This window comes from Streptomyces sp. NPDC006140, assembly GCF_040628815.1.
In the GTDB taxonomy this organism is placed as follows: Bacteria; Actinomycetota; Actinomycetes; order Streptomycetales; family Streptomycetaceae; genus Streptomyces.
On the sequence record NZ_JBEXTS010000011.1, the window covers coordinates 144,858 to 157,516 of the forward strand.

At 72.1% G+C, this 12,659-nt stretch carries 12 protein-coding genes and 1 riboswitch; of the genes, 6 read left to right on the top strand and 6 right to left on the bottom strand.

The genetic code is table 11. The annotated features are described in order from the left end of the window. The first annotated feature begins 8 nt into the window (after positions 1-8). Positions 9-1,130: a glycosyl hydrolase gene (locus ABZ386_RS26980; RefSeq protein WP_356614530.1), complete on the top strand. Its 1,122-nt coding sequence runs from the start codon at positions 9-11 to the stop codon at positions 1,128-1,130. 6 nt (positions 1,131-1,136) lie between these two features. On the opposite strand, the gene ABZ386_RS26985 is transcribed toward ABZ386_RS26980, so the two are convergent. The 3 genes from ABZ386_RS26985 to ABZ386_RS26995 all read right to left on the bottom strand — a co-directional run bounded on the left by ABZ386_RS26985 (position 1,137) and on the right by ABZ386_RS26995 (position 4,475). Beyond that, positions 1,137-1,892: a polysaccharide deacetylase family protein gene (locus tag ABZ386_RS26985; RefSeq protein ID WP_358966203.1), complete on the bottom strand. Its 756-nt coding sequence runs from the start codon at positions 1,890-1,892 to the stop codon at positions 1,137-1,139. A gap of 167 nt (positions 1,893-2,059) precedes the next feature. Further along, positions 2,060-3,349 carry a glycosyltransferase gene (locus tag ABZ386_RS26990; RefSeq protein ID WP_356502699.1) on the bottom strand — a complete coding sequence of 430 codons (1,290 nt, stop codon included), beginning with the start codon at positions 3,347-3,349 and terminating at the stop codon, positions 2,060-2,062. Positions 3,350-3,413: 64 nt separating this feature from the next. Then, the gene (locus tag ABZ386_RS26995; RefSeq protein ID WP_351337765.1) at positions 3,414-4,475 is read right to left on the bottom strand and encodes a GNAT family N-acetyltransferase; all 1,062 of its coding nucleotides are present in this window, start codon (positions 4,473-4,475) and stop codon (positions 3,414-3,416) included. Positions 4,476-4,670: 195 nt separating this feature from the next. On the opposite strand from ABZ386_RS26995, the gene ABZ386_RS27000 reads away from it, so the two are divergent. Next, entirely contained in the window at positions 4,671-5,519 is an 849-nt protein-coding gene (locus tag ABZ386_RS27000) for an HAD family hydrolase (protein ID WP_358966207.1), read from the top strand. Here the strand turns inward: ABZ386_RS27000 and ABZ386_RS27005 are convergent. Further along, entirely contained in the window at positions 5,483-6,265 is a 783-nt protein-coding gene (locus ABZ386_RS27005) for a LysM peptidoglycan-binding domain-containing protein (RefSeq protein ID WP_358966209.1), read from the bottom strand. The genes ABZ386_RS27000 and ABZ386_RS27005 overlap by 37 nt on opposite strands. Before the next feature lie 3 nt (positions 6,266-6,268). After that, positions 6,269-6,447, bottom strand: a riboswitch (cyclic di-AMP (ydaO/yuaA leader). A gap of 464 nt (positions 6,448-6,911) precedes the next feature. On the opposite strand from ABZ386_RS27005, the gene ABZ386_RS27010 reads away from it, so the two are divergent. From ABZ386_RS27010 to ABZ386_RS27025, 4 genes are all read left to right on the top strand, one after another. After that, positions 6,912-7,922 carry a polyprenyl synthetase family protein gene (locus tag ABZ386_RS27010; RefSeq protein WP_351337757.1) on the top strand — a complete coding sequence of 337 codons (1,011 nt, stop codon included), beginning with the start codon at positions 6,912-6,914 and terminating at the stop codon, positions 7,920-7,922. 232 nt (positions 7,923-8,154) lie between these two features. Continuing rightward, a complete protein-coding gene (locus ABZ386_RS27015; RefSeq protein WP_355724188.1) occupies positions 8,155-9,423 on the top strand; it encodes a DUF2092 domain-containing protein in 1,269 nt (422 codons plus the stop codon). A 35-nt stretch (positions 9,424-9,458) separates the two neighbouring features. Beyond that, positions 9,459-10,439 (top strand): ABC transporter ATP-binding protein, encoded by a 981-nt coding sequence (locus ABZ386_RS27020; protein ID WP_358966212.1) that lies wholly within the window; start codon positions 9,459-9,461, stop codon positions 10,437-10,439. Continuing rightward, the gene (locus tag ABZ386_RS27025; RefSeq protein WP_351337748.1) at positions 10,426-11,304 is read left to right on the top strand and encodes an ABC transporter permease; all 879 of its coding nucleotides are present in this window, start codon (positions 10,426-10,428) and stop codon (positions 11,302-11,304) included. The genes ABZ386_RS27020 and ABZ386_RS27025 overlap by 14 nt, the downstream gene beginning before the upstream one ends. A gap of 21 nt (positions 11,305-11,325) precedes the next feature. Here the strand turns inward: ABZ386_RS27025 and ABZ386_RS27030 are convergent, their stop codons facing one another. Together ABZ386_RS27030 and ABZ386_RS27035 are read right to left on the bottom strand one after the other, a co-directional pair. Further along, complete coding sequence (locus tag ABZ386_RS27030; RefSeq protein WP_351337745.1) at positions 11,326-11,907, bottom strand: NAD(P)H-dependent oxidoreductase; 582 nt, start codon at positions 11,905-11,907, stop codon at positions 11,326-11,328. A 99-nt stretch (positions 11,908-12,006) separates the two neighbouring features. Further along, complete coding sequence (locus ABZ386_RS27035) at positions 12,007-12,510, bottom strand: DUF6668 family protein (RefSeq protein ID WP_351338063.1); 504 nt, start codon at positions 12,508-12,510, stop codon at positions 12,007-12,009. Positions 12,511-12,659 lie beyond the last annotated feature (149 nt).

Below are 12,659 nucleotides of genomic sequence, written 5' to 3' on the forward strand. Positions count from 1 at the left end.
ACCGCCCCTTGCGCCGCGACCCGCTCACGACCGGACAGCACCGCAGGAAGCCACCCGGAGAACAGGAGCGGGCCGCCGGCCCCTTCGCCTCGAGCCGGCGCCGCCTGCTGATCACTTCCGCCACGGTCGTCAGCGCGGTCCTGGTCGCCGTACTCGCCCTCCGGAACGCCTCCGGACCGGAACAGGGAGCCGCCGGGGCCGGCGCCGACTGCCGCCCCACGGCCCTGCTGGAACCGCCCTGCGGCGCCTGGTTCGGCGCGTTCGTGCCGCACGAGCGGGACGACCTGCCCGAGAAGGTGCGCGCCTACGAGAAGCGCGTGGGCCGCGCGCTCGACATCGTGTACACGTACCACGACATGTCCCTGGCCGAGGGCACCCGCCGCGAGGGCCAGCTGCTCACCCCGGAGGAGCAGCGCGTCGGCCGGGACCACCTGCTGCTGCTGTCCTGGGAGAGCAAGTGGTGGGGCGGCACGAAGAAGCAGCAGCCGACCTGGAAGCAGATCGCGGCCGGCGAGCTGGACGAGCGGGTCATCGACGTCCAGGCCCGGCGCATCAAGGACTACGGCAAGAAGGTGTTCCTCTCCTTCGACCTGGAGATGGACACCCGCACCCCGGCCAACGGCACGCCCGCCGACTTCGTCCGGGCGTACCGGCACATCCACGACCGGTTCCGCGAGCTGGGCGTCGACAACGTCGTGTGGACGTGGATCACCACCGGGTACCTCGACCACGCCGACGTGATCAAGAAGATGTATCCCGGCGACGACTACGTCGACTGGATCGGCTACAACCAGTACAACTACTACCGCTGCCACGACGCGGGCTGGCTCACCTTCGCCCAGACCCAGAACGCCACGCACGACTGGATCCGGCAGAACATCTCCGACGACAAGCCGCTGATGCTCTCCGAGTTCGGCACGGCCGCGGACTCGGCCCGCCCGCAGCGGCAGGCCGAGTGGTACGCGCAGGTGCCCGGGGTGCTGAAGGGCCTGGAGGGCGTCAAGGCCGCCCTCCAGTGGAACTACCGCGACCCCGGACCGCACTGCAACCTCGCGCTGGCGAACGACGCGGCCTGGGACAGCCTGCGCAAGGCGGTCGCCGACCCGTACCTCAACCAGCCCCTGAAGTAGGCCCGGTCAGCCCGCGAACTCGGGCCCGTGCGCCATCGCGCGGGCCCGCCGGTACCACCGCCACGCGATCGTCTTCGGCCCGTCCCGGTACGGCGCGACCCGGGCGCCCGCGCCCGCCAGCCAGTTCTCGACGTCGGCGACGGTGTGGGTGCGCCGGACGATGAGCCGGGCGATGCGGTACCGCTCGTCGCGGTCGGAGCTGAGCGCGTGGCGTACGGCGGTCGCCGTCTCGTAGCCGGCCCGGGCCGACATGGCCCGCACCCGCGGGCTGTTGTAGCCGTGCGGGTAGGCGAGATGGCGGACCTCGTGCCCGAGGGCGTCCTCCAGCACGGCCTTCGAGGTGCGCAGTTCGTACGCCAGGTCCTTCGCGGACAGCGTGTCGAGCTGGGCGTGGGTGACCGTGTGGCTGCCGATCTCCATGCCGTAACGTTCCAGCTCCGCCGCCCGGGCCAGGGTCATCATCGGGGCGGGCGGCAGCAGACTGCGGCCGCCCGGGGCGATGGCGCCGGTGGTGAGGTAGGCGGTGGCGGGCAGCGCGCGTTCGGCCAGCGCCTCGGCGGTGGGGCCGGGCAGATCGGCGAAGCCGTCGTCGAAGGTGAGCAGCACCGGCCGGGCCGGCAGCGGCGCCCGCCCGGCCAGATGGTCGGCGATCGCGCTGATCGTGACGGGCGTGCGCCCGCTGCGCACGACGGCGTCGAGATGCGCCGCGAACTGCCGCGGCGTGACCGTGAACTCCGCGATCCAGTCCGGCGGGTCGTCCATCACGGAGTGGTACAGGAACACGGGGATGGCCGGAGCGCGGACGTCAGCCCGGCTCACCGGAGCCGCTGAACGCCCCGGGGATATCGGGCCCTCACCGTCCGGCGCCCCCCGTTCCGCCCGGCCTCTGCCGTCCCCCTGCCCCTCGCCCCGTTCGCGTGCCGATGTCTTCATCCCGCCCCCTGAACACCAGTCCGGCGCAGCGCCCTCCGCGCCCGCACATAGCCGACAGGCCCGTACACCATCCCCCGGCGCTGCAGCCGCGACAGCCGCCGCGGCCAGGGATGCGTCCGCACGTCGTGATCGCCCGGCATGCCCCCGCCGCCCGTCCCCTCCGTCTCGCGCACGGCGGTCAGCGCGCGGGCGTGGACGAGGCCGCGGGGCAGCCTCGCGAGGAACGCCGGCAGCAGCGCGGGCCGGTTCACCAGCACCGCGGTGAGATACGCCGTGAGCCCGGCGCCGTAGCCGTACGCCTGCGTCTCCAGGTCCCGCCAGGTCTCCCGGTGGTGGTGCCACACCAGGGCGTACGGCGTGTACCGCAGCCGGTGCCCGTCGGCCAGGACGCGGACGAAGCCGTAGAGGTCGTCGCCGCCCCGGGCGGCCGTCCCGGCACCGGTGGCCGGGTCGAAACCGCCGACGGAGCGCAGGACCCGCGTACGGAACGCCATGTTGGCACCCGAGCCGAACCGCCCCGCCGTGAACGGGAACAGCGGCTCGTCGACCGGCGGGTGCGCCGGGTCGTACGTCCTTGGAGTGAAGCCTTTCGCGAAGCCGCCGTGGCTCTCCAGCAGCACCTGGGCCGGGGTCGTCAGCCGCGCGGGCAGGATCAGCCCGGTGCTGCACCCGAGTCCGGCGTCGGCGGCGAAGGGCGCGGTCAGCTCGGTCAGCCAGCGCGGGTCGGCGACCACGTCGTCGTCGGTGAAGGCGACCACCTCGCCCGCCACGGCCGCGAGGCCGGTGTTGTGGGCGACCGCCAGACCGGGCACCGGCTCGCACACGTACCGCACGCGCTCGGCGTACTTCCGCTCGACCAGCTGCCGCGTCTCGCCCGTCACGGGCGCGTTGTCGACGACGACGATCTCGAACCGCGGATGGTCCTGCGCCAGCAGCGAGTCCAGCGCGCGGGCGAGCTGCCCCGCGCGCTCCCGGGTGGCGACGACGACACTCGTGAACGGCGGCTCCCCGGGGCCCTCGACCGCACCCGGCGGGCACTCCGCCCGCGCCCGCGCCGCGAGCACCGCCCTGGCGTCCGCCCCCTCCGGCACCCGCCCGAGCAGCGTGCCCACGGGCCGGCCCTGCCGTCTGACCAGCACGAACACCTCCCCGTGCGTCACCGGCGGGCTGCCCGGACCCGGTCTGAGCACCGCCTCGTCACCGTCGAGGTCCAGCTCCGCGACCTGCACCGCCCCGATGTCCAGGAAGCGCCGTATCTCCTCCTGCGCACGCGCCGAACGGGCCATGCGCCCTCCCCCCTCGTCGTCAGGTACGAACTGTGCCGGGTAGCGACTTCGGCTTCGGTTTCCTCTAGGCACCGCGCAGCCGAGCCGCGCCCTTCAGGGTCCGCGCCGCCAGCGCCGCGAGCCGCGGCCGGCCGCGGACGAAGCTGTGCGCGCGGCGCGCCGGCTCGCGGCTCAGCCAGTGCAGCGCCGCGCCCGCCCCCGGCCGGGTCGCCGCGCCCTCGTACACGGGCCGTTCGCCCGTCTTCAGCGCCTCCTTGTACTCGGCGGCGCCCCGCCCCAGATCGAGCAGGCCGATGCCCTCGGCGGCCGCCGCCTCGGCCATGCGCAGGTGCAGCACCAGACCCGGCGAGTACCTCGCGAACTCCGGGTCGTACGCCGGGAACCAGCAGGCCAGCACCGACGCCGACCGCAGCCCGAAGTGCGCGGCGACGGGCCGGTCGCCGGCGTACAGCACGGACAGGGTGCCGCCGCACTCCGGCGCCCGGGTCCGGGCCAGCTGCCCGACGAGCCGCGTGATCCACTCCTGGGCGAACCGGTCGCGGCGGCCCGTCCGGCGGTACTGCGCGGACTTCCACTCCATGAGCGTGCGCAGCGCGGCCGGGTCGCGCTCGTCGAACACGAACCGCACCTCGCCGACCTGCCGGCCCAGCCTGCGCTCCTTGGCCAGGGTGGTCTTCAGGAACTTCGGCGACTGGGCGCGCAGCGCCGACTCGTACGTCTCGTAGCCCTTCTCCACGTCGATGACGTAACCGGCGTGCTCCTCCGCCGCGTACCGGACGAACAGCCGCTGCTCGGCCTCCAGGTTGTCGAAGGCGAAGCTCGACAGCGCGCAGGCCCGCAGCAGTTCACCGGTCTCCAGCGCCAGACCCGGCCGCAGGATCGCCCCCTGGACGTCCGAGACGCCGAGTCCGATCGCCCGGCCCTGCCCCAACGGCCCGCGCTCGTACGGCAGGAACCCGGCGGGCTCCCGCCCCTCGTACACGACCGCGACCCGGGCCTGCGGCCTCACCCGGCCGACGGCGTCGGTGAACTCCGGTTCCATGAAAGGGTTGCGCGGTGCCTCCGAGGCGGCGCGCAGTGCGCGCCAGCGCTCCTTTTCCCCTTCGCCGAGCTCCCCGGGCCCCATCACGTGAATGCGCCCACTGCTCAACCTGACCCCCCGATCAAGTCCCCCCTGGACACTTGGAAGGTACCGCCCGAGACGGCCCCGACGGTAGGTAGCGGACCATGTTGTTGCCAACTGGTGCAGAGGCCTTCAACCGGGCAATCGGCGTGCGCCGTGCGATGAAACGAAAGGGCGCGCTGTCCGTATTCTCTGATCATGGCCGCACCCATCGCATATTCACTCATCGCCACCGACCTGGACGGGACGCTGCTGCGCGGCGACGACACCCTGTCCGACCGGTCCCTCGCCGCGCTCGCGCGGGTGGCGGACGCCGGTGCCCAGCACCTCGTGGTGACGGGCCGGCCGGCGCCGAGAGTGCGGCCGCTCCTGGACGACCTGCGCTGCACGGGGCTCGCGGTGTGCGGGCAGGGCGCGCAGGTGTACGACGCCGGCGCGGACCGGCTGCTGTGGTCCATCACCCTGGACCGGGAGCTGGCGGAGACCGCCCTCGGCAAGATCGAGGCGGAGGTGGGGCAGGTGTACGCGGCGGTCGACCAGGACGGGGTCGACGGGCTCACGCTGATCGAGCCGGGCTATCTCATGCCGCATCCGACCCTGCCCGCGGTACGGGTCGACCGGCGCGACGAGCTGTGGGACGAGCCCATCAGCAAGGTGCTGCTGCGCCACCCCTACCTGACGGACGACGAGCTGGCGGCGACGGCCCGCTCGGTGGTCGGCTCACTGGCGACGGTGACGATGTCGGGGCCCGGCACGGTCGAGCTCCAGCCGTGCGGTGTCACCAAGGCGACGGGCCTGGCGCTGGCCGCCGATCACCTGGGGCTGCGGCCGGCGGACACCATCGCCTTCGGTGACATGCCCAACGACATCCCGATGTTCGACTGGGCCGCCCACGGCGTCGCGATGGCCAACGCCCATCCCGAACTCAAGGCCGTGGCCGACGAGGTCACCCTGTCGAACGAGGACGACGGCATCGCCGTCGTCCTCGAGCGACTGCTGGGCGGGTCGGCTCAGTACGGGCCGAAGACGTTGTCGATCGAGCCGTAGCGGTCGGCCGCGTAGTTGCAGGCCGCCGTGATGTTGGCGACCGGGTCGTACGGGTCGTAGGGGGTGCCGGGCACGTGGTAGGCGGCGAAGGTCGGGTCGATGACCTGGAGCAGGCCCTTGGAGGGCGTGCCCTTGGCGGCGTTGGAGTCCCAGTTGTTGATCGCCTGGGGGTTGCCGGACGACTCGCGCATGATGTTGCGGTAGATGCCGTCGTACGACCCCGGGATGCCCCGCTGGGCCATGATGTCCAGCGCCTCGCGGATCCAGCCGTCGAGGTTGTTCGCGTAGGTCTTCGCGGCGGCCGGGGTGGCCTTGGTGACGCCGTCGGCCGGCTCGGCCGGGGCGGAGGACTGCGTCGCCTTCTTCTGGGTGGCGGCCTTCGGCCCGGCGGCCGCCTTCGCCGTCTTCACCTTCAGCTTCAGGCCCGGGTGGATCAGCCTCGGGTCGTCGCCGACGGCGGCGCGGTTGTCCTTGTAGAGCTGCTTCCAGCCGCCCGAGACGTCGTACTTGTCCGCGATGCGGTAGAGCGTGTCGCCCTTGGTCACGGTGTACGTGAGGGACTTGGCGGGCTGGGCCGCCTGGGGTGCGGTCTGGGCGGCGGGGGCGCTCTGGGCCGGCTGGGCGGCGCTGGCCTGCGTCGCGCCGAGCAGCGGGAGGGTCAGGGCCGCTCCGCCGGTGCCGGCGGCGACGACACCTCGGGTGAGCGGGCTGGTTCTGGGGCGACGGTGCTTACCTCGTCCGGGCATGGCGATGTTCCTCTCCGGCGCCTGCGAGGTGAGCTGTCGGGTTCGGGCCGGGAGGTGCCCGGCCGCGTACGGCGCTGTGCTGCCGTGCGCGGCTTCACCCCGAGCCGTTCCTTGTCATGGACCGGCGACTTACCTGGGTCCCCCGCTCCTGCCCTGCGTGAGTGAGTCGGTGTGTGTGGGGAGTCCGGGCGGCGGCAGGATTCGGCGTCCGCCGGACAAGCCCGGAACGTATGCGAGAGCACATGCCGGGAACAAGCACCGGCGTCACATATCGACTCCGGTGACCTTGATCGGGGGGATATGAGGCGCTTGATCCTTTGCGGGAGCCAAGGCTCAACTTGCTTTCCGCGGATGGGGGTACGGGACGGTGTCGGGGTGTGGCCGCCGAGGGGGCGAAGTGATTCAACTCACTGATCGCGACCCGGGGCGCAATGCCCCGCAAGGGGAATTTGCTTCTCTATTACGGCAAATCGCATATGAGCGGTTACTTCCGGGAAAGTCGATAAATGTCTGCTGCCGCCCGGCCTGTAACCATGGGCGCTGGAGGTGATCGAAACGTGACCGGATACGCTGACTCGAGTGATGGCAGCGACCTATCGACAATCCGTTTGATCACCGGCAGACACCAGCAGACAGGAGACCCCTCGTGACCGACGTCGGGCCGTTCGGGCTGAGCGTGCGGGACCAGGCTCTGGAAGCCGATGTCCAGGCCGGGTTGGCGGCTGTCGAGGAAGGCTTGCTCGAGGCCACCAAGAGCGAGGTGCCCTTCATCACGGAGGCCGCCCAGCATCTGGTGCGGGCCGGCGGCAAGCGGTTCCGGCCGCTGCTCGTGATGCTCTCCGCCCAGTTCGGTGACCGGTACGCGCCCGGGATCGTGCCCTCGGCCGTCGTCGTGGAGCTGACCCACCTCGCCACGCTGTACCACGACGACGTGATGGACGAGGCCGCCGTGCGCCGCGGCGTCGCGAGCGCGAACGCCCGCTGGGGCAACTCCGTCGCGGTCCTCACCGGCGACTTCCTCTTCGCCCGCGCCTCGCACATCCTGGCCGACCTCGGTCCCGAGGCCGTGCGCGTGCAGGCCGAGGCGTTCGAGCGGCTGGTGACCGGGCAGATCCTGGAGACGGCCGGTCCGCAGGACGGCCGGGACCCGGTCGAGCACTACCTGGACGTGCTGGGCGGCAAGACGGGCTCGCTGGTGGCGGTCTCCTGCCGGTTCGGCGCGATGATGTCCGGCGCCGACGAGACGGTCGTGGACGTCCTGACCCAGTACGGCGAGCGGCTCGGCGTCGCCTTCCAGCTCGCGGACGACGTCCTGGACATCGCCTCCGACTCCCACGAGTCCGGCAAGACCCCCGGCACCGACCTGCGCGAGGGCATCCCCACGCTCCCCGTGCTGCGGCTGCGCGAGCGGGCCGCCCGGCTCGGGCTCGCCGAGGACATCGCCCTGTGCGAGCTGCTGGACTCCGACCTCACCGACGACGCCCGGCACGCCGAGGCGCTGCGCCTGCTGCGCGCCCACCCGGCGCTGGAGCAGGCCCGCCGGGACACCGTCCGTTACGCCGAGGACGCCCGCTCGGCGCTGGCCCCGCTGCCCGAATGTGCCGCGAAGACGGCGCTGGTGGAGCTGTGCGACGCGGTGGTGCACCGGGCCGGTTAGCCGGGCGATCCCCGCACGACCCCTACGGGTCGGGGGAGAAGCCGCCCCCTCGTGTCATACCGCAGCAGTACGTGGAGTTGAGTCCGGGGTCTGACGTATCTCCCTGGCCGATTTGGTCAGATGGAAACCACGGAACACACCACTCCTCACCAGTTCGGGTGAGAATGGCGGCTCAGGGACGAGTGCGTGGACGACACGGACAGCCGCCGCCGACCACGGAGGTAGGGCACACATGGCACCGTACGCATCCGACGACAACACGATCGCCGGGGAGGTCGACGAGCAGCGCTCCGGGCGCCGCAAAGCCGCTCGGTACGTCGTCCCGGTCACGGTGATGGGGGTGGCCGCCGCGACGATCGGCCTGGTCCCCGCACTCGCCGACTCCGGCGACCCCGACCTCCCGAAGATCACCGCACAGCAGCTCATCGAGAAGATCGCCAAGTCGGACGTCGAGCAGCTCTCCGGCACGGTGAAGATCAGCACGGACCTCGGTCTGCCGAACCTCGGCGGCCTGGAGTCCAGCCTGATGTCCGGCGCCGCCGGCCAGGGCGAGGGCGGCTCCTCCGCCGACCCGACGGCCAAGCTCACCGAACTGGCCTCCGGCACGCACACCCTGCGCGTCGCCGCCGACGGCCCCGAGAAGCAGAAGCTGTCGCTGCTGGAGAACGCCGCGGAGTACAGCCTCATCCACAACGGCAAGGACGTCTGGGGCTACGACAGCAAGTCCAACGAGGTCTACCACGGCACCGTCTCCGAGAGCCCGAAGGGCGACCGGGAGCAGCAGCCGCCGGCCCTGCCGAAGGACTTCGCCGAGGAGGCCCTGAAGGCCGTCGGCGACACGACCTCCGTGACCGTGGACGGCACCGCGCAGGTCGCCGGCCGGGACGCCTACAAGCTGGTCGTCAAGCCCAAGCAGTCCGGCTCGACGGTCGGCGCGATCACGGTGGCCGTGGACTCCGAGACGGGCCTGCCGCTGAAGTTCACGCTGACCCCGGCGGGCGGCGGTGCCGCCGTCGTCGACGCGGGCTTCACGCAGGTGAGCTTCGCCGAGCCGGCCGCGTCGACCTTCGACTTCACACCGCCCAAGGGCGCGAAGGTCACCGAGGAGAAGGACTCCGGCAAGGCGTCCGGCAAGGCGTCCGAGGAGGGCTTCGGCGAGGGCCTGGGGCTGGGCTTCGGCAAGGGCGAGGCGCGCGAGCACGCCCCGAAGGCCGGGGAGGGCCACGGCAAGGGCCCCGACGGCATGAAGACCATCGGCGAGGGCTGGAACTCCATAGCCGTCTTCGACACCGGCGGCGAGGGCATGCCCTCCGGCAAGGCGGGCGGCGGCGACTTCGGCGGCTTCCTCGACTCGCTCGGCGACAAGGTCACCGGCAAGTTCGGCTCGGGCACGGTCTTCTCGACCCGACTGGTCAACGCCCTGATGACGGACGACGGCAAGGTCTACGTCGGCATGGTCACCAAGGACGCGCTCGTGAAGGCGGCCGACGCCGCGAAGTAGTCCCGCAGCGCAGCGCAGAGAGAACGAGGAAGCCGATGGGCGAACCGTCCGCCACGGAGCCGGAGCAGCGGGGCGAGCAGGCCGGGGAACCGGTCATCGCCACCCGCGCGCTCACCAAGCGCTACCGCGGCGGACAGCTCGCCGTCGACGGTCTCGACCTGACCGTCCCGGCGGGCAGCGTCTTCGGCTTCCTCGGCCCCAACGGCTCCGGCAAGACCACCACCATCCGCATGCTGATGGGCCTCATCGAGCCCACCTCCGGCACGGCGCGGGTCCTCGGGCAGCCCATGCCCCCCGCCACTCGCGCCGTGCTCCCGCACGTCGGCGCCCTCATCGAGGGCCCGGCCCTCTACGGCTTCCTCTCCGGCCGCGACAACCTGATCCGCTACGACTCCGCCGACCCGGCCGCCGATCCCCGCACCCGGCGCGCCCGGGTCGCCGCCGCCCTGGACCGCGTGGGCCTCACGGCCGCCGCGGGCAAGAAGGCCAAGGCCTACTCGCTGGGCATGAAACAGCGCCTGGGCCTCGCGGCCGCGCTGCTCCAGCCGCGCCGGCTGCTCGTCCTCGACGAGCCGACCAACGGCCTCGACCCGCAGGGCATGCGCGAGATCCGCACCCTGATACGGGAGCTGGCCTCCGACGGCACGACCGTCTTCCTCTCCTCCCACCTGCTCGACGAGATCGAGCAGGTCTGCACACACGCGGCCGTGATGGCGCGGGGCCGGCTGATCACGCAGGGCCCGGTCGCCGAGCTGGCGGCCGGGGCGCGGGGCCGACTGGTGGTGACCACGCCCGACCCGGCGGAGGCGGCCCGGGTGCTGAAGGAGCAGGGTGTCGCGGACATCGCCGTCACCGACGACCGGGTGACCGGCGAGCCACCGGACCGCGACCTGGCCGAGGTGAACGCCGCGCTGGTCACCGCCGGGGTCCGGGTGCGCGGCTTCACGGTCGAACGGGCCTCGCTGGAGGACGCGTTCGTGGCGCTGACGGGGGAGGGATTCGATGTCGCGGGCTGAAGTCGCCCAGAGCGTACGGCCGGTAAGTCCGCTGTGGACCTTCGGGCTGCTGCGCAACGAGCTCACCACCACCTTCCGCCGCTGGCGCACCCTCGCGCTGCTGGCGGTCCTGGCGGGCGTGCCGATCCTGGTCGGCATCGCCGTCAAGATCGAGACGGGTGACGGTTCCTCGCCCGGTGGCGGGGGCGGCGGAGGACCGGCCTTCATCTCGCAGATCACCAACAACGGCCTGTTCCTGGTCTTCACCGCCCTGGCCGCCACCCTCCCGTTCTTCCTGCCCATGGCGGTCGGTGTCGTCGCGGGCGACGCGATCGCCGGCGAGGCGAACGCCGGCACGCTGCGCTATCTGCTGGTCGCCCCGGCCGGCCGCAGCCGTCTGCTGCTCACCAAGTACGCGACGGTCGTCCTGTTCTGCCTGGCCGCCACGCTCGTGGTCGCCGTCTCGGCCCTGACGGTCGGCGCGCTCCTGTTCCCCCTCGGTGACCTGACGACCATCTCCGGTACGCAGATCAGCTTCGCCGAGGGCCTGGGCAGAGCCCTGCTGATCGCCCTGGCCGTCGCCGCGTCACTGATCGGCGTCGCGGCGCTCGGCCTGTTCGTCTCGACGCTGACCAACAGCGGCATCGCGGCCATGGCGACGACGGTGGGCCTGCTGATCACGGTCCAGATCCTGGACCAGATCCCGCAACTGCACGCGCTCCAGCCGTACTTCTTCTCGCACTACTGGCTGTCCTTCGCCGACCTGATGCGCGAGCCGGTCTACTGGGACGAACTCGCCAGGAACCTCGGACTGCAGGCCCTGTACGCGGCGGTGTTCGGCTCGGCGGCGTGGGCGCGCTTCACGGCGAAGGACATCACCGCCTAAGGCCCCGGCAGGTACGGGAACTCACTCCTCGTACAGGAACCGGGCGAGCGGGGGCTCCTGGGCGAAGAACGTCTTCGCGCGGGCCAGTGCCTCGGTGTCGTTCAGCACGTCGCCGGGCTTGCTGCCGTTGCCGAGCAGCACGCCGCCGAAGCGCATCCCCATGTACGCGGCCGAGTTGTTGAGCGTCCCCACCAGCGGGTCGGCGACCACCTGCTCCCGGTGCGCGAGGGCGGCGACGCCCCACAGGGTGCGCCCGGCCATGGTGTCCTTGAAGTCGAGGCCGGGCGTGCGCAGCCAGCCCGACCAGTAGTCCAGGTAGCGCTTGGTGTGCGCGGAGACCGAGTACCAGTACAGGGGCGAGGCGATCACGATGTCCGTGGCCGCGAGCGTGGCGTCGAGCAGCAGGGCCACGTTGCCCTCGGTCGGCCGGACGTGGTCGCTGTCGTGCCGCAGGTCCTCGAAGTCCGGCACGGGATGTTCGGTGAGGTCGATCCACTGCTGTTCGACGTCCGGCGGCAGCTGCTCGGCGGCCCGGCGGGCCAGCAGCTCGGTGTTGCCGTCGGCACGGGCGCTGCCCAGGACGAAGAGGAAGCGGCGGGTCATGGGGATCCCCCTGAATGCTCGGCGTACGTCAATTACAGGCGCCTGCATCATATGCACATGCAAGCAAAGTCCGCCAGGGGTGACCCTCAACTCCGGTGATCAGCGCGCCGCCCCCGTCAGCCGGAGCAGGGGCTCCGTCTCGCGCGGCGGCCGGCCCAGTTCGCCGAGCCGCCAGGCCGGCACCCACGGCACCCGGTACACGTCGATGACCGACTCCAGGGACTTGACCCGCTGGGCGAGCGGGCGCGGCAGCCGGCCCGGGGCGTCCGCCACGAGGACGACGGCGTCGAGGTCGAGCCCCGGCGGGGCCTGGCCGCGCCGGAAGACCTCGACGGCACCGGCGGCCGTGTCGAGCCCGGCCGCGTGCGTCCGGGCGACCAGCAGCACCGACGTGGGCTCGCCTGGCCCGGGCCAGGCGCGGCCGCTGTCATGCCCGCCGTAGACCGCGGCGAGGGTGGAGACGCCGGCGCCGCCGTGCGTGCCGACCCAGGAGAAACGCCGTGTCGCGGCATGGGCGTGGGCGGGCTCCGGCGATCCTGGCCCTGGCCTGGTCACCGGGCCGCGGATCCAGATCTCCGGCCCCTGTCGCATGCCTGTGTGCATGCCTGTGTGCATGCCCTTCTCCTCCCTGGTGCTCCCGGTCCCCATGCCATCCGGAACGATCGACACCGGTGCCGGTGGCCCTTGGGACGAGCCTGTGACACCGCGGTGACGTGAGAAACGGGGGCGAGCGGACACACTCGACAGTAGGT